Below are 26,764 nucleotides of genomic sequence, written 5' to 3'. Positions count from 1 at the left end.
ACCAGCCCTCCTTAACTTCTGATTTTAATCTTAGTAAGATTGACGTAATCCCTTTCCATGGAAACGTCTGAAACCATTTGGCCAGATTCTGACATTCATCGAGTCTGCATCTACATTAAAAAAGTCCTGTTGTACGAGCCGCTCAAAATCACTCACATCATTAAATGCTGCAAACATCTCAGTAAACGGATGGCTGTGCTCTGTAATCGCTTCATTCAAGTTCACCACCATCCCTCGGTACTTCGTTACAAAATTCCATAAGCGGGCAATTTGCAGCAATAACGCGGAATTGTCCTGATAAATATAGCCATTTAACGTTAATGAGAAGAGCATCCCGTACTCCCCGTTTTCAGCAAGCTGAACAACGCGCTGATACTGGAAGAGGTACTCAAAGGGGAAATAGCCATATTGACCCAACAATAGTTCAAACTGGCGTATATCTTTGGCAACATTAAAAATAGAGGTTACAGAGGTATAACCCGGCAAGTACCCTAGAAACAGATTAATCTTGTTTAATGCATGATAATGCTTCGTCGCTTGTTGGTATGCCTTTTGGTAATGCTCCACTCTCTTGGCATGTTTTACATTTTTATCTTCGATCATTTCCAGAAAGGACGGTGCAGAAAATATTTTTCGTAATTTAACTAAAATCAGATCGATTAACTGTTCAGCTTCTTGCTGACTAAGAGTGAGATTTAAACCAACCAGATTTAGCTCTCGTTGGCTCGCGTGGAAGCACATTCGAAAATAATTTAACCAGTGTCCACATTCTATTGTAGGCATCAGGCAAATCTGTGACCAGTCTAAGAAGTACTCAAATAAATGAGAGCGCCAGAACTGGGCATCATACTCACCACCGCGTTTAAAGCAGATACTCAAATAGAGTTTATAGATATCCTGTTCCAAACGCGGAGCAACCTGATGTTCATAGTGAGTTAGACTAATTGGGTGCATGTTTTGACTTCCTGTATTTAAGTTCATAGGAAGTACTGATCAATATTTTTTTATTGTGCTTATCTTTAAATCACTGCAAAACTAATCTTCTGGTCCTTTAACGTTGGGCCAGTTTAGACTCAATCCATTCATTTATTTCAAAGGCTGACCAACCAACACGGTTAGTGGTTAGGCGTACCTGTTTAGGGAAAGTAGAATCATAGTATTCTGATTTAGGGTCTAACAAATTGTAAATCGAGAGATTTATATTTATCAGAAACATATTATTTTAATAGGTTAAGATAATTTATTTCCTAAATTACCACAAAAGACACTTCTTAAATCATTAATAAAATATTGTTCTAATAATGATAATTCTCTATCTTTGTGCCATGCAAGTAATACAGGAATAATTGAAACATAAGGAAATGGAGGGAGCTGTTTAAATAAGTTTGAATTGTGCCTTTTCTCAATCATATGTCTTGGTAGTAAACCAAATCCTATCCCACTTTGAATAAAACGGATTACTTCATCAATATTATTAGTAGTTACCAGTAGTTTGTTATTTTTTAAAATTTTCTCTCTAAGTTCACTTAACGTTGATAAAGGATTATTTAATTGCTCACTTTGAAATGAAATAAATCCGTGCCCCTTAATCTCTTCAATTAGTTGAATATTTTCATAAAAGAGTGGATGTTTATCACTACAAAACAAAGCATATTTCTGATTTATTAATGTATGATAATTTAATTTAGGATGGTAATTATGTGTTATCCCAATACCAAGAGCTGGAATCTTCTGTAATAATAATTGTTGAATTTCTTTACTTTTTAAAACATCCACCTGAAAATCAACTAACGGATATTTTTGATGAAAATCATGTAGTAATTGATCATAATGATTTGATTCTACACGACTTAAAACTAAAAGCTTAATTGTTCCCGATAAACTATTTTTTTCTGTATTTAATTTTTCCTCATAATCCATAAGTTGATTATAAATCATCAAACTTGCTTCAAATACAATTTCTCCTATTGGTGTTAGATAAAACTTACCTCCAGTTCGAATAATAAGGACTTCTCCTATTTGTTCTTCTAGTTTTTTTAAACTTTGACTAATTGCTGACTGAGTCAAAAATAATTTGATTGCAGCTTTATTCAAGCTTCCTTCTTGAACTATCACACGAAAGATACGGAGCAAGGACCAATTACACTTTTCCAGCAATATACTTGATCTCATGCTTTCATACCTCTTCTGTGATTCCGTGTGTTTAATTTAAATATTTCTATAGTTATATAATGCCAACTTCTTGTTTTTCTCCTCTAGTATAAGAAGATTGAATATCAAATCCTTTTAAAAAACTTTCAAAGTTTTCATCCAATTTTTCGATACAGTATCCCCCTTCAATTAAACTAATAGTTGGTACACCAATCGATTTAATTTTTTCAGCAATATTTTGAAAGCCAGACGTACTTACTGCACATTTCGCTTGTGGATCATCAACAAAAACATCAAAGCCCATTACATGAATGACTACTTCAGGTTGAAAAATCTTAACAAAGTCGACAGCTTTATCTAAAAATTTAAAGAAAGTATTTTCACTACTTCCATGAGGCATTGGGTAGTTTTTATTGTACCCATAACCCTCACCTACGCCATATTCATCAGCGAACCCAGTCACTACTGGATAAAAGTTTGTTGGATCGCCGTGTACTGAAACATATAGGACATCTGAACGATCATAGAAAATTTCTTGAATACCTTGCCCATGATGCATATCGGTATCAACAATCGCAATACGTGAATAGTATTTTTTAAGATACTGAGCAATTACAGCAGCATTATTAACATAACAGAAACCACCTGCACCATCTTTTCTTGCATGATGGCCTGCTGGTCTAGTTAATCCAATAGCTAATTGTTCGCCTTCTTTAGCTATAGCGTCAGCACATGATAATGCCGTTTGAGCAGACCAATAAACTGATATCCAAGTATCTTTTCCTATTGGAGCACTACCATCAGCTAAATATTTTGCAGCTTTAGCGAGAATACCTATTTCACGATTGTTTTCACGTATAAAGATATTAGAAAGTACCTCATCTCCCCAATCTTCTGGTAAAGCAGTCCATTCTTTATAAGCATTCTGTAGAAAATCCAAATATCCCATTGTATGAACTTCTAGTAATGGTTTCGTTCCAAAATCTTTCGCAGTAAATATAGGTAAATTTAAGCGTTCAACCGTTTTTAAAAGTTCATACATACGTTCAGGTTTTTCCTGAGGTTGACGCATTTTTCCTCTAGAATAATAACTTGCAGGACGATGTTTTAATTGTTCTGAATGAAAAAATAATTTCATAAATTTACTCCTAACTCTTAACTGACTTGCGCCAGTCTTAAGCCCTGATCAAATTTCAAAATACTATTCAGTAATACAGTAGCCCCTTGTTCAGCTTGTAAGGGAGTTATATTCTCTGCTTCGTTATGACTTAATCCTTCTTCACAAGGAATAAAAATCATTGTAGTTGGACAGTGTGTTGCTAAATTAATTGCATCATGTCCAGCCCCACTTACAATTTCTTGATAACTAAAGTCAAGTGATTGAACTGACTCAAGAACAGTTTGTATACACTTTTTGTCAAACTGTATAGCTGGGCTATGCCAATGTAATTTGATATCTACTTGTAACTTTCGATCGACTGCTAAAACTCCTAAAATATGTAAAACTTCTTCTTTCATTTTTTTCATTTCAGCATCAATAGGGTGTCGTAAATCTATCGACCACTGAATACTTGCCGGAATAGTATTTCTTGAAGAATTTGGAATAAAAACTTCACCAAATGTAATTAAACCTTCAGGAAATTTATGAAGCACCATCTTCTCCAGATCTCTTATCATTTCAGCAGTACCAATCATGGCATCTTGACGTAACAACATAGGAGTTGTACCTGCATGAGCAGCTTTACCTTTAGTCTCAATATCAAGCCAGATAATAGCTTGACCACCTGTTACTACACCTATTTGTTTAACATTACTTTCTAAAATAGGCCCTTGCTCAATATGTAGTTCATAATAGGCTGCAAAAGCTCGTTGTAAATCCAAATCACCTTGTTGTTTAGTTCGTATTAATTCGTCTCCAACACAAATACCTTGCTTATCTTTAGATTGAAGGGTTTCTTCAAGAGAAAACTTACCTGTAAATACAGCTGATCCCATCATTGCGGGCGTAAATCTAGCGCCTTCTTCATTCATCCAGACTGCGACCTCAATAGGATGATAAGTTTGGGTCTCTGTTTCACATAACCATCGAAGTACTTCAAACCCAGCTAATACACCATATATACCATCAAAGCGTCCTCCTTTAGGTTGAGTATCTAAATGGCTCCCCATCACTATAGGTTGCAGAGATTGATCAATTCCGCTTTTTTGCACAAACATATTGCCAATAGCATCATATTTCACAACTAAATTTAATTCGTTTGCCCATTCGATAAGTAAATTTCGTCCAGCCACATCCTGATCAGTTAATGCTAGTCGAGTATTACCTCCATTTTCAGTGGCTCCAACTTTCGCCATCTCCATTAAAGAATTCCATAATCTCTTTCCATTTACTTTCACTTTAATATCCTCTTTTTATATCTACACAATTCAATAATGGTAGACCTTGTCTAATTCGCTGATCGTTTTCCACTATTTGTTTGACTACATTTTCTAAATGAGCATGTGAAGCAATATGTGGAGTAATAACTATTTCTGGGATTTTCCATAATGGGCTTGCATAATCTAAAGGTTCATGTTCAAACACATCAAGGATAGCTCCACGAATATGCTTCGACTTAATTGAATCGATTAGATCTTGAATATGAAGATGTGCTCCCCGCCCACTATTTATAATCACAGCACCTTTAGGCAGTTTTACAAAATTTTCCTTGGATAAAATTCCAAAAGTCTCTTTTGTGAGTGGCAATAGATTAATAAGTAGCTGACTTTGTTTTAAGAAACTATCGAACTCATCCAGACCAGAAAAACACTGAACTTCACTCAATATTTTCTTTGATCTTGACCATCCTGAAACCTGATATCCTTCATTTGCTAATTTCTCAGCAACAAATGCCCCTAATTCTCCAAGCCCCATGACTCCAATTTGGATATCGGATTCGGTTAATTGAGGAAATTGTTTCCAAATACATTTTCTTTGTTGTTGTAAATATTGATCGAAATAACGTTGATAATATAAGACTCCCCATTTGAGATAATTAAACATTCCCAATTTGTGATCTTTATCTACAATGCGACATACCTGATGAGAAGGTTGAATTTTATTAAGATCAAGATGCTCAATGCCAGCGCCCATTGAATGAATTAATTTTAAATGAGGTAACTGATTTAATTTATCAAAATCAGGAAACCAACATGCAGCTGTGGTCGCATCCTTGGCCTGCTCATCTCCAACTAGGCAATAACTCCCAACTGCAGCATATTGCTGAAAAGCATCAATCAACATTTTTTTGGCATAAGGTTTAGTTGAGGCTATAACTATCATGAACAATACTCAGCTTTTTGTTGCTCAATTAAAGATAGTGCTGCGTGCCAAGCATCTAAAATAATTTGTTCTGCTTCTTCCCGATTAAACTGTTGTGCAGTATGTTCACAAACTTGAGGTTCAACATAATTTAACTGAGTACTTGAAAGTGCTTTGACTTGAATTTGACAAGCACGCTCTAAAAAATAAATTTCATGAAAAGCTCTTGGAATAGTATTACCTGTGGACAATAAGCCATGATTTCTCAATATCATGCATCTGTACTGTCCTAGATCTTCAACTAAACGTTTTTGTTCATCTAGAGATAAGGCAATTCCTTCATAATTGTGATAACCAATGCGTTTATAAAATTTCAAAGCATGTTGTGATAGCGGTAACAATCCATGTTTTTGGGCTGAAACAGCAACACCATCTGCAGTGTGCGTATGAATTACGCAATTAATATCTGGTGAGGCTCGGTGTATCGCTGAATGAATTACGAATCCTGCTGCATTTACTCGTTTACCTTGATCATAAGTCTCAACAATATTGCCATCATGATCTATTTTTACTAAATGCGATGCGGTCATTTTTTCAAATGGAATCCCATACTGATTTATTAAGAAATGATTAGGTTCATGAGCTAAACGATAACTGATATGTGTATCAATCAAATCAGTCATTTTATAAAAAGCAATTAATCGATATAAAGCGGCTAATTCACAACGTGCTGCCCACTCAGTTGAATTAATGGTACTCATCTGATTCATTCTAAAACTTCCATTCATTTTAATTTAAATTGATTTTTCAACTACAATAGAATCTTCATGAATCATTTTTGCTAGGCTTTTACTCATAATTTTTTTAACTCCCATTACACCAACAAATGATAGAAATGATAGAAAGCTAAAGAAAATTGCCAATGGCATCCATTGCCCCGCATAGTGACTAGCTAACATAGTGCCAATAAGCGGTGTTGTTCCGGCAGCAATAGCAGCAATAAATTGATACGAAATTGAAATACCAGAATATCGAACTTGCGTAGGAAAAATATTAGCCATAAAGCCTGCTGCCACTGCATATAATGCAGATAGAGTTACTACAGCTAAACTAATACCACAGGTAATTAAAATAATATTTTTCGTTTCTACTAACATAAACATAGGATAAGGGACGAAAATACACAAAATAGCAGCAATGGTTAAAAAACGTTGTGCACCAACTTTATCAGCAATCCAAGCAGCTACAGGCATTGTCAAAAATTGAATTACTGTAACCAAAAATAAGGCATCTAAAATTGTTTGCTTACTTATTCCTAAATATTGAGTGACATATGTAATCATAAAAGTATTTGTGAAAAAGAAACCCGCTGTACCAATCGTGATTGTGAGGCCTGCAAAAACAACATGAGGCAAATAATTCGACAATAATTCTTTAACAGGTTGCTTTAAAGTCTGTGCTTTTTCTTTACTTTCAGTAAATTCAGGCGATTCCTCAATACCAAAGCGAATAACAAAACCCACTGCCATTAAAAGAAAACTTAATAAGAATGGAACTCTCCATCCCCAACTTGCAAATTCTTGTTCGTCTAAGGTACTTACTGCTCTAAATACCAGTAAACATAAAATCAAACCTGCAGGACTACCTAGTTGTGCAAAAGAGGCAAAAAAAGTTTTCTTATGTTTTGGAGCATGCTCACTTGCCATAAGTACCGCTCCCCCCCATTCACCACCAACAGAAATTCCTTGTAAGAATCTAAAGAAAATAAGGAGAATAGGTGCCCAAATACCTATACTTTGGTAACTCGGAATTAAACCAATACAAGTGGTAGCTAATCCCATAAGTACCATAGTGAATAACAGCATCTTTTTTCGACCTAATCGATCACCTAAGTGACCAAAAACTACACCAGCCATTGGTCTTGCAATGAAACCCACTGCAAGTGTCGCGAATGATGCTAACGTCCCTGTTACTGGATCGGTTTCAGGAAAAAATATAGTTCCTAGAATCAGTGCTGCTGCAGTGGCATATACATAGAAATCATAAAATTCTATTGTAGTACCCATAAATGCAGCTGCTGCTGCACGCTTTGATTGATCTTTCTTCATTCTTTTCATCCTTAATTAATTGAAGACAGATTAATAATTTGAAATTCACTACTGTATTTTCTACAAGCAATACTTCGCTATTCAAATAATTAACGATAGCCTTATTACCTAATCAAGATATAGGAAGCTAAAAACTAGTAGCAAGCTAGTTTTTTTTAATCGAGACATTAGAAAAACTTATATGATAAAATTTGATGCAAAATATTGTTAAATAATGTTTTTTTAAATTCATTTTAGGGCATGTTTTATAAATTTAAATACTTTCAGCACAAAAAAAGCGCATAAACAGTTTTTTTCTCCCCCTAAGTATTAACTTTTTCTAAATCAAAGAATAAATTATTTATTTGTTTGTTTGTTTATTTAGAATATAAAATATAAATTTTAAAATTTTTCTAATATTAAACCTGCTCTAAGTCCAACTTTTACATTTGAATTTACAAAAATTACATAAACATTTTTATCTAAATATTGATATTTAACCTTATTATCAAAGGCAATAATTGTACCTTTTTCAATAAGTGAAAAGTTTGGAATATCACCATCAATATTAAGCTCAAAAGACTCATCCTTTTTAATGATAGTATCTATAACTTTGAAACGACTAATAGGTGATTTTTTTCTATCCAGATTATCTTTATTACTAATAATATTTCTTATAACTAGATCTATAGGGGAAAAACTTATTAAATCATTTTTTCCGAATGGATTAGCTTTTCCCAATTCTAAAGTTGCACTAGCTGAATTAAAATTTTCACTAGTAAAATTTGTAAATGTTTTACCTTTAGTTGTATGAAAAACTAAACCATCAACTTCAGCTGCCTCTAAATTTTTCAATAATATTGCACTATAACTTTCTATCTTATGGGGTAACAATGCAAAAGTTGGTACGAATGATTTTTTGATAGCAGTGTGTAAGTCATAGTGATATCTATATATATCAGATTTCTTATTATCAAAAAAATCTGTTATAAGCATTTCAATTTCTTTAGCACGTTTAGCTTCTTGCGAATCAGCTAAATGACTCCATTCTCCACAAAACATGCGATTTAGATCATAATCAATATATCTTTTACCTTTTCTTATTGCTTCAGGGTTACCTAAAATAAATAATACATGCTCATTTAATATTATTTTTTCAGAAAATAAATCACTGATAATTTTATCTACAATTTCTATTGGAGCGGTTTCATTTCCGTGTATTCCTGCAGATATTACTATGGAGTTTTTATACGAATTATGAGGAATGCATTCTAATACTCCTTCAGCTAGGTATTCCCAACTAAAACTCTTGGTAACGCCTCGCTTATTTTGATATCCATTTTTTTTAATAACATTTTTTAAGAAATCAATCATGATTAAAGCCTTTTGATCTTATTGATTAAGTTTGATCTATTGCTGAAAATTCCAATATGAAAGATTGTATTAATACAACTTTTCATATTGGACTTATAGATATAAGAAAATTCTTCTCTAAGAATTAAAAAATAATCCCTGGCGATAATTTTTCTGGTAAGGTTAAACTGTCACTTTCAAGTGAAGCCATTGGCCAAGCACAATAATCAGCTGCATAAAAGGCACTTGCGCGGTGGTTACCAGATGCTCCGACACCACCAAATGGTGCAGCACTTGAAGCACCAGTTAATGGCTTATTCCAATTCACAATACCGGCACGCGCTTCAATAAGTACTTGATCAAACAGTTCACGCTTTGGAGAAACCAAACCAACTGACAAGCCAAAACGAGTTGCGTTAGCAATTTTTAATGCTTCATCAAAGTTGTTATAACGCTGAATAGTAGTAAGCGGGCCAAAATATTCCTCATCTGGAATATCTTTCACGCCTGTAACATCAACAATACCCGGAGTAAGTAGCGAGCTGTCTTCTTGAGGACGTGTCATGGCTAATAAACTTTTTGCACCCAGCTCAAGTAACTTTTGCTGAGCATGCATCATGTTTGTTGCAGCAACCGACGAGATAACGCCACCCATAAATGGTTGTTGTTCGTCGTTCCAACGGCCAACTTTTAGGTTTTTAGCAACTTCAACAAAACGTTGAATAAATGCATCACCTTCTGTACCATTTTTTACTAAGATGCGGCGCGCGCATGTACAACGCTGACCTGCCGAAACAAAAGCAGACTGAATAGCAAGATTAACTACTGCATCGACATCAATAATTTCATCAATAATCAACGCATTATTGCCGCCCATTTCAAGCGCAAGAATTTTTTCAGGTGCACCTGCCATTTGCTTATGCAAGTGATAACCTGTGTTCGCACTTCCGGTAAACAATAAACCATCAATTTCATGTGAGGCAGCCAAGGCTTCACCAGTGGTACGACCACCTTGCACCAAGTTCATAACACCATTTGGCAAACCAGCTTGCTGCCAAAGTTTTACAGTTTCTTCAGCAGTCCAAGGCGTTAATTCACTTGGTTTAAATACAACTGTGTTGCCAGCAAGCAATGCAGGAACAATATGCCCATTTGGTAGATGGCCCGGGAAGTTATATGGACCGAAAACTGCAAGCACACCATGCGGACGGTGACGTAAAGATGCTACGCCATCGGCCATTTCAGTTGAACTTTCGCCTGTACGCTGGTGGTAAGCGCGAATCGAAATCGCAACTTTGCCAATCATTGATTGAACTTCAGTTAACGTTTCCCAAAATGGCTTACTGGTTTCTTGGCTAATGACTTCTGCTAAATGCTTTTTATTTTCTTCAAGCAAAACGGCAAATTTTTCAACAGTCGCTACACGCTCTGCAAGTGGTAAACGCGCCCAAGCTGGAAACGCAGTACGCGCTGCCTGACAAGCTTGCTCTACATCAGTAGCAGTAGCCTCGGCACCAGACCATACAGTTTGGTTATCAACAGGATTTGTTTTTTCAAATGTTGTGCCGCTGCCTTGTAACCAGACACCGTTTATAAATAAGTTAGCTTTGAACATGGCTAGCCTCCTTAATTTTAATATTAAGCATTCGAGCTAACGAATTATTTTGAATATTAAGTTGCTTAGCCTGCTCTGGCGTAATTAATAATTGGTTCTGGTCAGGTCTGCTATATACAAGAATGGCGCGATAATTTTCATAATCATCATTAGCCACGATATAAGGCTCATCCTCGAGAACAATATTTTCGGGCTGTTCAATCTGTACGGTGACTGACTGACTTTCTTTAATGGCCCGTAAATTTTCGATATCGGCCTGTAAAGTTGCTCCACCATCAAAAATATCAACATAACCTTTATAACGAAGCCCCTCTTCAAGCAAAAGGTTATATGCTGGTTGTGTATTAGGATGAACAAGTCCAATCACTGTTTTGGCAGCTTCTGGCAACATATCAACATAGAGTGGATGTCTTGGCATCAGCTCAGCAATGAAAGCCTTTTGCCCCACTCCACTCAAATAATCGGCTTTGGTAAATTCAATATTAAAAAACTTATGCCCTACAGCATCCCAAAATGGAGAACACCCATTTTCGTCTGAGAATCCACGCATTTCAGCAACAATCGTTTCTTCAAAAAATTGACGGAATGCTGAGAGAAATAAGAAACGGACTTTAGATAGAAATTTACCATTTTTATTTAAGCGATAGTCTGGATCTAAGAATAAAGTACAAAGCTCACTACAGTTGGTATGGTCATTACTCAAATATAAAGTGGGTAAGGCTTTATAAACACTTAGAGGCTCTGATGCATGAACTTGTGTGCCTACATGAAAGTTGTACCAAGGCTCTTTTAAACCTAATGCGACTTCAATACCACAAACTCCAACAACTTTGTTGAGTTCAGTATCTTCTAAAACAAACAAATAAACCTGATCTGCTTTATCTAACTTACCAGCAACTGTATCGCACGCTCTCTGAATACGCGCATTCAGTTTTTCTATGTTTGGTTGTAATGAGGTTAAACCAAAGCCAGCTTTTTGGGCTAAAAGGTAAAGATCGTTAACATCTTTAGGCTCGATGTAGCGAATAATCATCATACTTAGTTTTCCTTTTATTTAGCCAACTTTGCCAACGCTCTTTTTAAACGATCAATCCCTTCATCAATATCTTGTTCAGGAATGATAAGCGACGGAGTAAAACGAACTACGTTTGGTCCCGCGATTAAAGCAAGCAAACCTTTTTCGCCCGCCCAAGTCGTAATGTCTTTCGCTTTCCCTGCATATTCAGCTTTTAATACACAACCAATGAGTAAGCCTTGACCACGAATTTCTTCAAAAATCTGATGTTCAGCGTTTAATGCATTTAGTGCATCGAGGAAATATTGATGACGATGTTTCACACCTTCAAGTACTTCAGGCGTATTAATAAATTCGAATACTGCCCCTGCAACCGCACTTGCTAAAGGGTTACCGCCATAAGTCGTACCATGTGTACCCACTGAAAAATGCGGAGCAAACTTATCTGTTGTTAACATTGCACCCACCGGGAAACCACCGCCTAATGCTTTGGCAGTCGTTAACACATCTGGAATAACACCAGAGTTCATGTAAGCATACAGTGCACCTGTACGGCCTACACCAGTTTGTACTTCATCAAAAATAAGTAAGGCACCGAACTCATCACACAGTGCTCTTAAGCCTTTTAAAAATTCGATGTCAGCAGGAATAACACCGCCTTCACCTTGGATTGGCTCAACAATCACGGCACAAGTTTGTTCATTAATGACCGCTTTTGCAGCTTCTAAATCATTAAAGGCAACATGGTTGATACCATTTGGAAGTGGTGCAAAGTCTTGTGAATATTTAGGTTGACCACCTGCTGAAACGGTAAATAAAGTACGGCCATGGAAAGCATTATTAAATGCCACAATGCCACTTTTGCCAGCAACGCCGCTGTCTAAACCAACTTTACGAGCCAATTTTAATGCGGCTTCGTTCGCTTCTGCACCTGAGTTACAGAAGAAAACCTTATCTGCAAATGTATTTTCGGTGAGTTGTTTTGCAAGGCGTAGAACGGGTTCATTTGTATAACCATTGCCTACATGCCAAAGTTTTGTTGCTTGTTCTGTTAAAGCATTTACTGCCACTGGATGCGCATGACCTAATGCGTTTACTGCAATCCCGCCTGCAAAATCGATATATTCTTTATTTTCTTGATCCCAAATACGTGAACCTTCGCCACGTACCGGAATGAAATTTGCCGGTGCAAAAACTGGAACCATATATTGATTAAAATCTTTACGTGTAATATTAGCCATCTCAACCTCTAATTTTTTAGATGAGAGAATTTTTTCAAGTTTCTCTCATCTAAAATTCAATCTATGTTTATCCAGGGAAAATACCGCGCTCTTTACGAGCTTTTAAAATACGCTCACATGCCAAGATGTAAGCTGCTGTACGTAAAGTACAAGCGTTGCTGTTCGCTGTATTCCAAACGTCATCCATAGCCTGAACCATCAATTTATCTAAACGTTCATTGATTTCTTCTTCAGTCCAGAAGTAGCTCGCCATGTCTTGAACCCATTCGAAGTAACTTACAGTTACACCGCCGGCGTTACATACAACGTCAGGTACCACAACAATGCCACGCTCAACTAATATGTCTTCAGCTTTAGGATAAGTCGGGCCGTTTGCGCCTTCTAGAATCAACTTAGCTTTAAGTTTTTGAGCACGCTCAACAGTGATTTGACCTTCCAATGCAGCAGGAACAATGATGTCAACTTCTGCTGTCCAGAAATCTTCATCAGCAATTGATTGCGCGCCAGTGAAGCCGCCAATACCACCTTGATTTGCATTTACGTGATCACGTAACGCTTCAAGATCAATACCATCAGCATTGAAAATAGTGCCTGTATGGTCTTGAACGTGTGTAACTTTCGCTTTCGATTCAACAAATAAGAAAGCTGCTTCACTACCTACGTTACCAAAACCTTGAATAGCGATTTTCGCACCTTCAATTGGTAAGTTGATTTTTGCAGCTACTTCACGACCTGTAACGAAAACACCACGACCAGTCGCTTTTACACGACCTAAAGAACCACCTAAGTGAACTGGCTTACCAGTTACAACACCAGTTACTGTGTAACCTTGGCTTGTAGAATAAGTATCCATCATCCAACCCATGATATTGGCATTTGTACCAACGTCTGGAGCAGGGATATCTTTTTGAGGCCCGATAATGTGACCGATTTCAGTCGTATAACGACGAGTTAAACGCTCTAATTCACGATTAGATAATTTACGTGGATCAACACGGATACCACCTTTTGCACCGCCAAATGGCAAGTTCAAAACAGCAGTTTTAATTGTCATCCATGCAGACAATGCCATAACTTCGTTCAAATCAACATTCGGATGGTAACGAACACCACCTTTACCTGGACCACGAGACAAGTTGTGTTGTACACGGTAACCTTCAAAGTGCTGGATCGAACCGTCATCCATCACGATTGGCACGTCAACAATAAGCGCACGCTTAGGACGTTTTAAAGTATCGATATAATCAGCTAAGTGTTCTAAATATGGCGCTACACGGTCAATTTGTGCCAAGTAAGTTTGCCATGCATCGCTGTGTTCGTTTACGTATGAAAGATCTGACATCTTTTTTCCTTTAAACAAAAACTATTTATAATGTCCCTTCTATTAAGTACATTAATATTATTTACTAGAAAAAATAGAGTTAATTTGATCTCTATATTGATATGCAATAGCAAGCCAAACAAACCAAAATGGTGCTAAATACAACCCAATACGCGTATCCTCTTTTAAAAAAATTGCTATTAATACAAAACCAAAGAATAAAAGACAACCATATGACATTAAAATACCTGCTGGCATTTTATAAATAGATTTTTGATGTAGATCTGGACGTTTTTTACGATAAAAAATATAAGCCAAAACAATTAGTGACCAAATAAATATTAGTAAAATTGCAGATAATGTGGACAACATAGTAAATAATGTCATGACATCAGGAATAAAAATTAAAAGTGCGGCCCCTGCGAACATACAAAACCCAGAAATCAATAATCCACGTAACGGAATATTAGTTTTAGACAGTATTTTTAGCTGGTTTGGTGCCTGTTTTTTCGTTGCCAAACCAAATAACATACGACTAGTAGAAAATACGCCACTATTGGCTGAAGAAAATGCAGATGTTAATACCACAAAATTAATAATTGCAGCAGCAGCAGGCAATCCAGCAAGTGAAAATAGCTCTACAAAGGGGCTTTTATCTGGTGAAATATAATAATATGACGTTACAGATATAATACAAATTAGTGATAATACATAAAACAACATAATTCGAATAGGAATAGAGTTAATTGCTCGCGGCAAGTTACGCTCAGGGTCTTTTGTTTCAGCGGCAGTCACACCAACTAGTTCAATACCAATAAATGAAAAAATAGCAATCTGAAAGCCAGAGATAAAACCTAAGGCTCCATGAGGAAATATAACTGTTGGATCAATTACATTCTGTAAAGAAGCTTGCACTCCATTTGGTGAGACAAATCCTGTCATGATCATCCACAATCCAACTAGCAACAGTAAAACAATGGCACAAACTTTAATAATCGAAAACCAAAACTCCGCTTCTCCAAAAGCCTTTACAGACATTGCATTCAAAGCTATCAATAATACCAATGCTCCAAATGCAGGAATCCACAATGGAATATCCTGAAACCAGAAACGGAAATATCCCCCTATAACTACAACATCACCAATACAAGCAATTACCCAACTTAACCAATATGTCCAACCAATAAAAAATCCAGTCCAACTACCTAAATATTCTCCAGTGAAATCTGCAAAAGAATGATACTTAGCGTTTGAAAGTAACAGCTCTCCTAATGCTCGCATCACCAAAAACATAAAAAAACCAACAATCATGTAAGTTAAAATAATTGACGATCCAGATAAATGAATACTCTTACCTGCCCCCATAAATAAACCAGTTCCAATCGCTCCACCAATAGCAATGAGTTGGATATGACGATTTTCCAATTTCTTCTGTAAATAATTTTCACCCTTAATTTCTTGGGAGTTCAAACCTTCTGTTTTTGTTACTTCCATATATACTCCAATATTTAAAAAAATATGAAATAGGCAAATATTGAATAATCAACAATTCTGATATTTTCATTCTCAGTTTTGTTTCTTATTCACGTGGAGCTAAAAAAATTTCAGCCAACATGCAACGTGCACCACCTCCCCCCAAATCTTCAATTACATCTATTGGGGCTAAAACAAGAGAGGCATAATCTGCTATCATTTTTTGCTGTTCAGGATTAAATGAACTCCAAGCACGAGTAGACATTGCATAGACTGGTTTTTGGCTTACATTTTTTAACTCTAAAATATTGCATGCAAAACTTTCCATTTGTTCATGACTCACTGCAATAATTGACTTACCACACTGCTCTAATAAAGCAATCAATTGCTTACGTTCAGTCTGGTCATGAATAGCATCCAGGCAAACAATGGCAAAGCGAGTTCCTATACTCATCATTACGTTAGTATGATAAATAGCCTTACCAAAGCGATCTGTCGCACTAAACCAAAATAATTCATAATCTGATAACTTGGCATATTCTCTGCCAACTACTTCAGCACTCCGAGTTGAACGACAAATAAACGCTTTTTTATAATCATGATCTAGAATCATGACCCCAGTTCCTTCAAAGAAAAAACCTTGTTGCTCAAAAGGCGAAAAATCTATGTGCTTATTGACAACAAACTCTTGACAAATACGACTTACGATCTCTGGTCGTCGCTCACGACGACGGTTTAAAGCCTCCATAGGATAAGTAAAAATTGTTGAATCAGCAGTTGTACTAATCCAATTATTTGGGAAAATCGAATCTGGAGTCTCATTAATCAAACTATCTTCAATTACGATCACATCAACACCAACTTCACGCAAAGCTAGCACATATTTGTCAAAAGCAAGCTGTGCCTGAAAGGTAGAATCAGTTGTATGTTCATAATACTTTTGAAAAGAGTTAGTTTGTAAAGTTTGGGGATTTGCGTAAAAAGCCGCAGGTCTTACCATTAATACTTTATTTGTTGTTTGCATAAATTACTCAACATTCAATAACTGCCAAATCAAAATTGAACAGATCGATGCACCCCATGACTGGTCACATTTCTACTGTTTCACTTGTAGGACAACATTATTGACAATCGAATTGAATTAAATAAGTTGCAAAAAAACATAAAAAAAACTATTTTTTATCAAATTCTCATCCGAAAATATCAAAATGTATTCAACAGACCTGAAAATTTTAAATTTATTACGCGAAAATGCGAGAATGTCGATTACCGATATTGCTAATTTACTACATGTTTCAAGAGCTACAGTACAAAAGCGTATAGAACAAATGGAAAATAGTGGGCTCATTACTGGTTACACTGTAAAAATTAAACCAAACTTTGAGTCCAATTATATTCGTGCATGGATGAATATCATGATTGAAGGTACAAAAATGCAAAATATTATTAAAGAATTACGTTTACAGCCTGTAATCAAAAGCCTACATACTACTAATGGGAAATGGGATTTACTGGTCGAGCTCCAAGCCAAAGATCTAGAAGAGTTTGATCAAGCTCTAGGTCATATTCGTACTATTCAAGGAGTATACAATACTGAAACTAGTATCTTACTTTCCACCTATAAAACCTAAATCGATTTAGCATGAGGAAATGAGAGGTTATTTTTTTCTTTTAGCTTCCTTACATTTCTTTTTCGAACTGGGCATTTAAGTCGAATGCCTGATAGGGATGGGGCTTTTATTTAAATAAGCTCTACTATTTCCTCAATACTCGCCAATAAGATAGTAAGGTTGCTTCTCAATTTCTACCACCATATTAGATTCATATTTATTTGGATCGAATATGAGCTTTGTAGCAAAATCCAATACAAAGTTACCATGTTCATCTGTGTAATATATCTTTGAAGACCCCTTACTTTCTTGGTGGATATGTTCTACTAGCTTAATCTTCTTTCGAAAATTCGGATTATAGGCTATAAATTTCATGTTCATTTACAACCACCCTATTGGCTCTTTTCTAACTTTAATGGCTGTACTGAATGATTAGCAAGATCTATAGAGTTATGAGCCTTAGCAATAGAGCTGTTTGCTTCTCTCAGCAATTTGGCTGTTTTTGTTTCTCTTGGTCCTTCAGCTCTTAAAGAAAAATAGTAGATTACTCCACCAATGAGGCAGGCTATAACAATTGCTATTTGTAACTTCATCTAATGACACCATTTATTCTATCATGCTGTATAGTAACGTTATTATTGTGATAAATAATGAATTTTTAATGGATTTTGAGCATTAATACTAAAATTATTTAGATAACGCTTAACGAATCATCCCATTATATTTTTTTCTTCAAACATTGCATCTATGATGCGTTTAATTAAAAAGAAAACTCATTTAGTGAGCGTCTAATATGAAAGACTATTCAGAATATTTTCGTGAAGCTGTTGCTTCTTTTCTTACACACACCCCTACCCTACAAAAAGAGCTTGCAAGCATCACGGTTAATGAAGCAGAAAACATAGGAACTGCGGTAGAAATACTTCGTACACAAATCACGCATGAAAGATTTGTTGAGCATACAGCTCAACTAGGCATAGATACAGTTAATTTGGTACTGCAATTCATTGATGTACACAAAGATGACAAGAATCAGATTCTAAAAAACTATCACCAGAAGTTTGCTAATTCTCTCAATATTGATGGATTGGATAGAATAAAATTAAATAATATTTTTTATCAAACACTTAATAAGAAAAATAAAAATCATGGTGTAAGTTTGGTGTAGTAATCACATAAATACTTTATCCGATTAGAAGTTTGTATCTATTTTTCCCAAATTTGACCCAGCATTCAAACCAACCAGCTGATAAAATAAGAATAATTATATTGCTAATTAACACTAAATAAGAAATGCCAGTTCTCAATTTTAAAGAAATTCCAGAAGCTCACAAGGCAACAGGCCTCCAAGACACTTTTGAACTTTTTGCTCGTGATTTTCTTTCATTCCTAGGTTACAAAATCATTTCAGCTCCTAACAGAGGGGCTGATGGTGGCGCAGATTTAATTATCGAAGAAAAAAGAACTGGAATTGGTGGAGAGACTAATATTCGTTGGCTTGTCAGTTGTAAACATAAAGCTCATAGTGGCAATTCTGTGGCCCCCAAAGATGATGAAAATATTATCGATAGGGTTGCAGCCAATAAATGCCAAGGATTTATTGGATTCTATTCAACGTTACCTAGCAGTGGTCTTACTGGAATATTAGAAGGAGTCAAAGATCGTATTGAATACCAAATTTATGATCGAGAAAGAATTGAAAAAGAACTACTGCATTCAGCTCGTGGACTAGAAATCTGTGAGCGTTTCTTTCCCATATCGATAGCCTTTTTTTATTTATTTTGATAGTAGTTGTGACAATTAGCATTGTCAAATTTTATTTAATCTTAATTTAAAATTTCAGATGAATTTAATTACCCTCAATAACTTTAAAATATATAAATCAAGAATATAAACCAAAAATAATCATGGTTAAAAATAGTTTAAAACACACTTTTTCAACATAGATTTTATTAAACCTATCAAGTTAATTCTTAAAAAATTTTTTAAATCTCTAATAGTAACCGATTCTTTTAACTACCCTACTCTAAAGTATCTTTATAATTTTATGTTTTTATTTAATAATTTATCAATCTATTTTACTCCATCTAATATTAAAATTTATTTCAAATTAACTTTATATTCCATAATTTTATAATTACTTAACATTCCAATTTCAATATCTATAGAAATTAGTACTGTATTCAAAAAATCTATTAATGTGCCCTTCTAAATTTACCTGAATTATCAAAAAATTTTACCTGTAAGTTTTTTAGCAAAAATAGGTCAAATCATTTTGTCAGAAATGCAATATTTTTTGTCAGGACATCATTATCTCCTAAGCAGCAGAATATCAGTTCTTCGTCTGTCACAAAGTGGTTATCATGAATAATTTGGAAGCTCTTGAAAACATACCTCGCCTCGACCTGCGCGGATTTACCTCTCCCGTACAGCATTTAAAAAAGTTCAGTGAAGCAATTGGTGTAGAAGTTTGGTGTAAACGTGATGATATCGGTTCTGTAGGATTAGCGGGAAATAAAGTCCGCAAACTTGAAGTAGAACTTGCATACGCGATCTCTGCCGGTGCAACACATTTGGTTGCTGAAGGATCCCGGCTTTCAAATGCAACTAGAGCTGTGGCTGCCGCCAGTGCATTACTTGGATTAAAATGTACACTCATTCTTTCTCATGAAGAGCCTCATGAACCTGTTGGCAATTTAATGCTAGATGGCTTATTTGGTGCAAATCTCGAGTTTGTTGGAGACGTTAGTTGGCAACAGCTTAGTATGCATGCAGAAGCTGTAGTCAACAAACTCAAAGAAGCTGGTGAAAAAGTATATCGTCTACCTATTGGTTGTGCATCTGAGCGCAGTTGTTTAGGTTTCACATTGGCTTATGCCGAACTTCAACAGCAAATGAAACAACATAACCGCATTGCTGAAACTATCATACATGCGTCCTCTTCAGGAGGAACACATGCTGGACTCATTCTAGGGAATGCACTTTCTGGTTTTAAAACTAATATTAAAGGTATTGTTGTTGCAGAAAATGTTTATCCAGATATAGAAAAAACTTATCTATCTTATGCACAAGGTGCAGCAAAAATTATAAATGCCAATGTTGAGCTTTCTCATCAGCACATTAATATCACTCAAGATTACTTGGGAGAGGGTTACGGATTATTTTCTGAAGGTATATATGAAGCCATTGACCTTCTTGCTACCAAAGAAGGCTTACTTGTAGATCCTGTATATAGTGGTAAGGCAGTCGCTGCAATTATTGATCTAGCCTCAAAAAGAGAAATTAAGGGACCAGTAGTTTTTTGGCATACAGGTGGTTATCACGCATTGTTTGACCCAACCTACGCAAAACGTATTTGGGGATCAATTAACCGTCTATCCAAGATAAACCTCTGAAGCTATTAAACTATTAAGGTCATATGGAAATGAGTGAAAATAACAATCTTCAGCGGGGCCTAAACACTAGGCATATTCGCTTCATTGCTCTCGGATCAGCTATCGGTACAGGGCTCTTTTACGGATCAGCTTCAGCTATAAAACTAGCCGGCCCCTCAGTGTTACTAGCTTATCTGTTAGGTGGAGCTGCAATTTATATAATGATGCGTGCCCTAGGTGAAATGGCTGTGCATAATCCAGTTTCAGGATCTTTCGGCCATTACGCTACTAAATACCTAGGGCCTTATTTAGGATTTTTAACAGGCTGGAGTTATGCATTTTCCATGCTAGTAGTATGTCTAGCCGATGTAACAGCCTTTGGTGTTTATATGGGACTATGGTTCCCTGATACTCCTCGATGGATCTGGGTATTAGGAATAGTCTTCTTTATTGGAGCATTAAACCTATGTAGTGTAAAAGTCTTTGGAGAAATAGAGTTCTGGCTTTCACTTTTCAAAGTCATTGCAATTGTAGCGATGATCATCGCAGGTGGTTTAATATTAATATTTGGCATACAACTAAATAACAGTAGTAATAGCATCACTGGTCTTTCCAATCTGTGGTCTTATGGAGGGTTTTTCCCAAATGGAATTAGTGGAATGGTAGCCTCTTTCGCTATTGTCATGTTCGCATTTGGTGGGGTCGAAATGATTGGAATAACAGCAGGTGAAGCGAAGGATCCCAAAAGCATGCTACCAAAAGCAATCAATTCAGTTCCCCTACGTATCTTAATTTTTTATGTATTAACACTATTTGTGCTGATGTCTATCTATCCTTGGATCAATATTGGTAATGGAGGTAGCCCATTTGTACAGATTTTCAGTGGTTTAGGTATAAGTTCAGCTGCAACACTACTAAATATCGTTGTCATTTCTGCAGCCATTTCAGCTATCAACAGTGATATATTCAGCGCAGGACGAATGATGTATGGTATGGCCCAAAATAAACAAGCTCCAGCAGGCTTCGCGAAGCTGTCTCATTTAGGGGTGCCGTGGATGACGGTGAGTGTGATGGGAGGAGCATTATTCTTAGGCGTTGCGCTAAATTATCTAGTTCCAGAAAATTTATTCCTTATCCTTGCTTCAATTGTGACCTTTTCTATTGTATGGGTCTGGTTAATGATCCTACTTTCACAATTTTTTATGCGTCTTAATTTAAATAAAGAGGAAATTAAAGAACTAGAATTTCCTGTACCAGCTTGGCCGTATGGTCCGCTTGCAGCCATTGCATTTATGCTTTTCATTTTTGGAGTATTAGGCTGGGTACCTGAAACGCGTACATCATTGTATGTGGGTTTAGCATGGTTAGCTCTACTTTCAGTCGCTTATTTTATATGGATAAGAAAGCCTCTTAGTAAAAACTCTAAGAACTCTTGATCTCCAAAAGTCTATATGGTGTGCGGCAATAATGCCGCACTCTGCCCTCTAATTAAATCTGATAGCAAATAATTTAATTATTACGAAAAGTATTTGGTGTTGAACCCATTGCTCTTTGAAACATAGCGATAAATGCCGAAGTCGTACTATAACCAAGTTTCCTTGCCACTACCTGCACAGACAAACCGTTTGATAGCATAACAACGGCCCTTGATAGTCGTAACCTCTGCCGCCATTGCATAAAACTCATCCCAAGATCTCGCTTACAACGCCTTGCGAGTGTACGCTCTGTAGTATTGACATAGTTTGCCCATTGCGAAAGAGAACGATTATCTGCAGGATTATTTATAAGCTCTTCCAGAACACGTTGCAGTAATGGATCTTTTGACATCGGAAGTAAATTTTCTCTACGACCACCTGCTCTGAGCTGATCAATCAATACATACACTAAACGTATGTCTTCTTCGGTTTCTGGATGTTCTATATTACGAGCACTCAAATCAAGTAAAATAGATTTAGTTATAGCTCCTACTGATAAAATACTTGCTGTATCTGGTAAACCTTTGCACATACCAGCATCTATATTTAAAAGAAAATATATTGTTTCATTATCACCCCATGCTAAATGCTCAGTTTCAGGTGGCAACCATATCCCAAACTCAGGAGGGGCCATATAACATTTATTTTTTATAGTCAGTTCTATTATTCCCTTCATCGAATATACAAATTGTCCCCATGTATGCCGTTCCATTGGAAAAACAGTTGTCTTTTCGATCTTTACAACACCCACAGCAATAGTGCTAAGAATTTCTTGATTATGAACCTCATTGCCTGTCATATTTTTCCCCAGTGATAAAAATCTTATTCTTCTTTAAAAGAGAAGAAAAACGATATATATCATTTATCCTATTAAAAAATATTTTTCTATTAAAACTCACATCCAATAGCTTTTAATCCTTTAGCTAATTGAAATTACCAAGCTCTGCTCTATCCATTTCTGTCCACCCCACAATATAAGCACTTGGAATTTCTAGTACAGTAGTTTTTAATGCACAAACCCAATCCTACCCGAATTTGCCGATAAAATAATCCAATTCCCAAATTACATTCAATGCTTAGCTCGTGGACTATAATTACTAACATCACCTTAGGCAAAATTAGTGTTTTCATAAGGTAAGGAAAATTCATTATTCTCCACCGCATTCTGCCCAATCATACCAGCTAACTGTGCATCCGATGCCGAATCTCCTACCGTACCTCCAACAACTGCACCATCTTCGCCGTTTAAATCCAACATCCATATCAGGCTAACTTAAAGACTTAAGCTTTAATTTTCATAGAGGTAGCACTAGAAGTTATTGAATTATGGAATTAAAATTATCCAGTATATGAATATAGTAATCCCACACAACCAATCAATATCATTGTTGCAATTATTATATCCTGTATGCTGGATTTGCTTTTTCTTCTATATCGAAGAAGAATTAAAATAGTTGCGATAACCAAAAAAATAATACTTACTAGCCAAATTAAAGCTAGCGTTATCCCATGTTCAATATTTGCTGAACTTAACATAGTATTTCAAACCTAAAACCACTGAAGTCCATATATCTCTTTTACTTTATCTATATTTCGGCTGAATATTATTTTCCTTAATAATTTTGACTATAGAATAAAGTACAGAACGCCTAACCAGAGTATTGTTATAACTACCTTGATGATCAAAACCTTTCATTTTGAATACTTGTTTAACTCCAGGCTGCTTTAGTGGAGCAGAACCAGACTGGTGCGGTACGGTACCATCTCCATCTGCGTTTTGATTGGAGATTGAAAAGACACCCAGATTACCACTTACTAACGAAATATAGCGGATACCATTATTCTCAAGCGCTAAGTCACGATTGTTAGCATCGGCACCTTTACCTTCTTTAATTTTTACCATTTGTTCTTGAACAATTTTTTGACGATATGTACCTATTTGCTTTGCTGTTGCTCCTGGTAACCTTTTCATTTGCTCGGCCGTTAAACCTCTCAATGGTCGATCTAATGTCCATGTGAGTGTTCCAAAACTTAAATGTTTAGAGTCATGTCCATAATTAACATAAGTACAGGGATGATATTTATTGGTAATTTTTGAATGAAATTTTTTAACAAAATCAATTTTGATATTATAGTTCGTTTTCGCTGACAATTTTGGATTTAACTTTTTTGCAGGATCAATCAACTCTCCTTTAACCATTTCCCACCAAACCCCATCCGCTTTATAAATCTCTTCATAAGGGTCACTTTTCGGGAGGGGAACAACATTGGTGTGTAGGTCTTTACCATTCATTAACCCTGAACCATTTAAAAACAACCATGGCTTGCCATTGTTATAAGCTTTACTTGGTAACAGTTCTAAACCACCCGGAGCATTTGCAAGCACAGCAGTAACATGTTCTGTATTTTTACCAAGCACATAAGCAGGTAAAGCACCGACATCGCCAGAGCCTGCCACAATACGGCGATAAGCCGCTGCTGCTCCTTCAGCTGGCATCACCCCATGCACCACACCTGCAATATCGGCACTACGTAATTGAACTAATCTACGTGTTAAAAGACCACCCATAGAGTGAGTAACAATAATAAATTTATGAAACCGTGCACCATATTCTTGCTTTATTTTATCTAGTTTTTGGGCAACAATCGCTGCACCATTTTCACTCGACTGTAACCAGTTATAACCCATCGCATAGACAGGAAAATGGAATTTCTTAAGATGCTCTATCTCTTGTTGATTAACTGGCACAAATGATTCTTGAGGGAACCAATTTGAGGGCTCAGCCTGATTTAATAAACTTTTCCACTCATAAACTGACTCTTGCTGTTTCATTTGTTGAACGGCAGCATATCCTCCTCCCAAGCCTGTTGCATAAATCGGTTTTTCATTTAAATCAACGTTATTCAATACCATTTGTAAATATGTTAGAATTCCACCATAACTATCCCAATGTACAGTTCCCCAATAACGTTCCCGCAGTGTTTTTTCGGTAAGCTTTAGTCGTCGGTCAACTACGATATCACCGCTTGTATCCACTCTTGTGTTTAAAGGGTCTAACTCTGTCTGTAATACAGCAGGGCTTTTCCCCATCTGTTTGGTCAATGTCAATACTTGACCAGAAATACCATTACCGACCATCCATACTGGTTTACCCAAAGCCGTATTAAAAATATTTGAACCCATAATGCCGGGCACAAAAATAATTGGAATTGTGTCCTGTAAAGGCACCTCTACATAAGTTCCCGACTTATTGGTAGTTGGACTTGTTGCCGACCCTGTTTGTGCAATAGTTTTGTTCGCCATGTTATTTCTCTTTTTTATTATTTGGTGTAATTTGGATACTATTTAAAATAAAATCATTCAGTTGAAGAGCTTCTTTCTGGCTTATTGTTGAATTGAGTGGGTCATCAGGTCTTACCATGTCTGCACTATCAAAGCTAAACTGAATATAAGGGTCATTATGATTATCTAGTGTGCCTAGATACTGCCATTCTCCTACCTCATAGCCTCTTTCAAAATGTCCACGTCGAGACATATGATTCAGCACTTCTTCACCCGCCAAACCATTTATTATCTTTTTATGTTCTCTGAGATTCTCAATGCTCATCAAGGTTTTCACAATGGCAGGTAACTCTTGCTGGTTCTTTTTCATCAGTTCAATTAAGTGTAAATCCGAGTCATAGGTTACACGGTGTTCGACATCTGCCCGAACTTGCGGATAACTAGGGAATTTAAAATGTAAATATCCACCACCAAATGGAATATTTTTACTCATATCATCTAAAATAAAGAAATCTTTCCAACATAAACCAGCTTGTTCTTCGCCTTTAGTCGATCTAATTTTTATATTTTTTAATGTTTGTTTTATATCTTCAATAGCTTCATTCAATAAATCATTATCTGCACCACTTTTTAGAACAAGCAATCTTCCAGGACTTAAATAAAGATAGCCATAAATTTCATATCCCTCGACTGTATATTCTGTTGGCCTATAAACAATAACATGGCTAACTGAACGTCCAGCTTGGTTTACAGGACCTTGCATTTCTTGTTTTAATAAAACACCTTCTGTTTCATGAGGTTCATGCTTTAAATATTGAATCTTGTCATTAATCAGTTTCTGATATGCTTCGTATGTTTTTATACTTTCATCGACTTCTATGTTACTGCCGTTGTAGTTAAAGTTACTGTATTCAACTTGGGTCTCTTTCGGGACCGTTAATTCAATTCGGCCAAAACATACTTTCTTAGGATTACTATAATCAATCACTTTAATTCCTTCTTGTTCTTTCTCAACATTCGAACATGCACTAAAAGAAACTGTTGTTAATAAGCAAAGGGTTAAGCGCTTTAATAAATTCATTATTAACTTTCCTTAGGCCTTTATTCAGGAGAAAAAACTTCTATATTTAATGCTGTCATCGCATCTTTGGTAAAAACTGTAGTTTTCCCATCTTCGCCAGATACCCCTTCAAAAACCTGACCATCTTCAGCCGTAATTCGGTATTTCAGATTCTTGGCAGGTTCACCGTCTGGATAATGCAAAATAAAATGCTCGTCATATTGTGATTTTAGTTCTGGCATTGCTGGTAATTGGCTCGAAAGTGAAGCACCGCTTTTTGTCTGGATTTGACCAGCTTTAAGTTCGATTAAACCAGGACATGCAATTTCTATATTTCCATCCTGAATTTTGATATATCCGCCCCCAGCAGTAATCAAAATTCCTTTTCCACTTTCGATTCGGACA

General features: G+C 36.0%; 25 protein-coding genes and 1 pseudogene. 5 read left to right on the top strand and 21 right to left on the bottom strand.

Annotation, left to right across the window (positions count from 1 at the left end):
- Positions 1-30: 30 nt before the first annotated feature.
- The 15 genes and pseudogenes from J580_RS04665 to ctlX form a co-directional block, all read right to left on the bottom strand.
- On the bottom strand, positions 31-954 hold the full coding sequence (locus tag J580_RS04665; RefSeq protein WP_032003233.1) for a hypothetical protein: 924 nt from the start codon (positions 952-954) through the stop codon (positions 31-33).
- Between the two features lie 97 nt (positions 955-1,051).
- A pseudogene (locus J580_RS22795) lies at positions 1,052-1,192 on the bottom strand (helix-turn-helix transcriptional regulator); the annotation flags it as partial.
- Positions 1,193-1,230: 38 nt separating this feature from the next.
- Positions 1,231-2,172: a LysR family transcriptional regulator gene (locus J580_RS04660; protein WP_015451393.1), complete on the bottom strand. Its 942-nt coding sequence runs from the start codon at positions 2,170-2,172 to the stop codon at positions 1,231-1,233.
- Between the two features lie 52 nt (positions 2,173-2,224).
- Positions 2,225-3,289: a histone deacetylase family protein gene (locus J580_RS04655; protein ID WP_032003230.1), complete on the bottom strand. Its 1,065-nt coding sequence runs from the start codon at positions 3,287-3,289 to the stop codon at positions 2,225-2,227.
- Positions 3,290-3,306: 17 nt separating this feature from the next.
- Positions 3,307-4,548, bottom strand: coding sequence for a Zn-dependent hydrolase (locus tag J580_RS04650; protein WP_032003229.1), 1,242 nt, complete (start codon positions 4,546-4,548; stop codon positions 3,307-3,309).
- Position 4,549: 1 nt separating this feature from the next.
- Positions 4,550-5,473, bottom strand: a complete 924-nt coding sequence (locus J580_RS04645) for a 2-hydroxyacid dehydrogenase (RefSeq protein ID WP_000635302.1) — start codon at positions 5,471-5,473, stop codon at positions 4,550-4,552.
- Complete coding sequence (locus J580_RS04640) at positions 5,470-6,222, bottom strand: class II aldolase/adducin family protein (RefSeq protein ID WP_001072914.1); 753 nt, start codon at positions 6,220-6,222, stop codon at positions 5,470-5,472. Before J580_RS04640 ends, J580_RS04645 begins: the two co-directional genes overlap by 4 nt.
- A 24-nt stretch (positions 6,223-6,246) precedes the next feature.
- On the bottom strand, positions 6,247-7,560 hold the full coding sequence (locus J580_RS04635; RefSeq protein ID WP_032003228.1) for an MFS transporter: 1,314 nt from the start codon (positions 7,558-7,560) through the stop codon (positions 6,247-6,249).
- 381 nt (positions 7,561-7,941) lie between these two features.
- On the bottom strand, positions 7,942-8,913 hold the full coding sequence (gene astE / locus J580_RS04630; RefSeq protein ID WP_032003227.1) for a succinylglutamate desuccinylase: 972 nt from the start codon (positions 8,911-8,913) through the stop codon (positions 7,942-7,944).
- Between the two features lie 124 nt (positions 8,914-9,037).
- Complete coding sequence (gene astD / locus J580_RS04625) at positions 9,038-10,507, bottom strand: succinylglutamate-semialdehyde dehydrogenase (RefSeq protein WP_032003226.1); 1,470 nt, start codon at positions 10,505-10,507, stop codon at positions 9,038-9,040.
- Positions 10,494-11,543, bottom strand: coding sequence for an arginine N-succinyltransferase (gene astA / locus J580_RS04620; protein ID WP_032003225.1), 1,050 nt, complete (start codon positions 11,541-11,543; stop codon positions 10,494-10,496). Before astA ends, astD begins: the two co-directional genes overlap by 14 nt.
- Positions 11,544-11,557: 14 nt before the next feature.
- Positions 11,558-12,763 carry an aspartate aminotransferase family protein gene (locus J580_RS04615; RefSeq protein WP_032003223.1) on the bottom strand — a complete coding sequence of 402 codons (1,206 nt, stop codon included), beginning with the start codon at positions 12,761-12,763 and terminating at the stop codon, positions 11,558-11,560.
- A 67-nt stretch (positions 12,764-12,830) separates the two neighbouring features.
- Positions 12,831-14,105 carry a Glu/Leu/Phe/Val family dehydrogenase gene (locus tag J580_RS04610; protein ID WP_001281785.1) on the bottom strand — a complete coding sequence of 425 codons (1,275 nt, stop codon included), beginning with the start codon at positions 14,103-14,105 and terminating at the stop codon, positions 12,831-12,833.
- Positions 14,106-14,162: 57 nt separating this feature from the next.
- The gene (locus tag J580_RS04605; RefSeq protein ID WP_000454135.1) at positions 14,163-15,578 is read right to left on the bottom strand and encodes an amino acid permease; all 1,416 of its coding nucleotides are present in this window, start codon (positions 15,576-15,578) and stop codon (positions 14,163-14,165) included.
- An 85-nt stretch (positions 15,579-15,663) separates the two neighbouring features.
- On the bottom strand, positions 15,664-16,581 hold the full coding sequence (gene ctlX, locus J580_RS04600; RefSeq protein ID WP_032003222.1) for a citrulline utilization hydrolase CtlX: 918 nt from the start codon (positions 16,579-16,581) through the stop codon (positions 15,664-15,666).
- 184 nt (positions 16,582-16,765) lie between these two features.
- On the opposite strand from ctlX, the gene J580_RS04595 reads away from it, so the two are divergent.
- Positions 16,766-17,188, top strand: coding sequence for an Lrp/AsnC family transcriptional regulator (locus J580_RS04595; protein WP_015451391.1), 423 nt, complete (start codon positions 16,766-16,768; stop codon positions 17,186-17,188).
- A gap of 371 nt (positions 17,189-17,559) precedes the next feature.
- Here J580_RS04595 and J580_RS0103800 read toward each other — a convergent pair whose 3' ends face one another.
- Positions 17,560-17,760, bottom strand: coding sequence for a hypothetical protein (locus J580_RS0103800; RefSeq protein WP_000775808.1), 201 nt, complete (start codon positions 17,758-17,760; stop codon positions 17,560-17,562).
- Positions 17,761-17,960: 200 nt separating this feature from the next.
- Between J580_RS0103800 and J580_RS04590 the strand changes: the two genes are divergently transcribed.
- From J580_RS04590 to J580_RS04575, 4 genes are all read left to right on the top strand, one after another.
- Positions 17,961-18,335: a DUF6388 family protein gene (locus tag J580_RS04590; RefSeq protein WP_050675732.1), complete on the top strand. Its 375-nt coding sequence runs from the start codon at positions 17,961-17,963 to the stop codon at positions 18,333-18,335.
- 125 nt (positions 18,336-18,460) lie between these two features.
- Entirely contained in the window at positions 18,461-18,952 is a 492-nt protein-coding gene (locus tag J580_RS04585) for a restriction endonuclease (protein ID WP_081403535.1), read from the top strand.
- Positions 18,953-19,530: 578 nt separating this feature from the next.
- On the top strand, positions 19,531-20,562 hold the full coding sequence (locus J580_RS04580) for a 1-aminocyclopropane-1-carboxylate deaminase/D-cysteine desulfhydrase (protein WP_032003218.1): 1,032 nt from the start codon (positions 19,531-19,533) through the stop codon (positions 20,560-20,562).
- 29 nt (positions 20,563-20,591) lie between these two features.
- Positions 20,592-21,977, top strand: coding sequence for an amino acid permease (locus J580_RS04575; RefSeq protein ID WP_081403534.1), 1,386 nt, complete (start codon positions 20,592-20,594; stop codon positions 21,975-21,977).
- Positions 21,978-22,050: 73 nt separating this feature from the next.
- Here the strand turns inward: J580_RS04575 and J580_RS04570 are convergent, their stop codons facing one another.
- The 5 genes from J580_RS04570 to J580_RS04555 form a co-directional block, all read right to left on the bottom strand.
- Positions 22,051-22,815 (bottom strand): AraC family transcriptional regulator, encoded by a 765-nt coding sequence (locus J580_RS04570; protein ID WP_032003215.1) that lies wholly within the window; start codon positions 22,813-22,815, stop codon positions 22,051-22,053.
- A 309-nt stretch (positions 22,816-23,124) separates the two neighbouring features.
- A complete protein-coding gene (locus tag J580_RS23725) occupies positions 23,125-23,274 on the bottom strand; it encodes a VENN motif pre-toxin domain-containing protein (RefSeq protein WP_228131047.1) in 150 nt (49 codons plus the stop codon).
- A gap of 324 nt (positions 23,275-23,598) precedes the next feature.
- A complete protein-coding gene (locus J580_RS04565) occupies positions 23,599-25,320 on the bottom strand; it encodes an esterase/lipase family protein (protein ID WP_032003213.1) in 1,722 nt (573 codons plus the stop codon).
- A 1-nt stretch (position 25,321) separates the two neighbouring features.
- On the bottom strand, positions 25,322-26,380 hold the full coding sequence (locus J580_RS04560; protein WP_032003212.1) for a T6SS immunity protein Tli4 family protein: 1,059 nt from the start codon (positions 26,378-26,380) through the stop codon (positions 25,322-25,324).
- A gap of 20 nt (positions 26,381-26,400) precedes the next feature.
- On the bottom strand, positions 26,401-26,764 hold a 364-nt coding region (locus J580_RS04555), incomplete at its 5' end, for a DUF2345 domain-containing protein (protein ID WP_032003211.1).

Origin of the sequence: Acinetobacter sp. 1542444, from assembly GCF_000581835.1 — a bacterium.
GTDB classification, from domain to species: domain Bacteria; phylum Pseudomonadota; class Gammaproteobacteria; order Pseudomonadales; family Moraxellaceae; genus Acinetobacter; species Acinetobacter pittii.
This window is presented reverse-complemented; position numbering and strand designations above follow the sequence as displayed.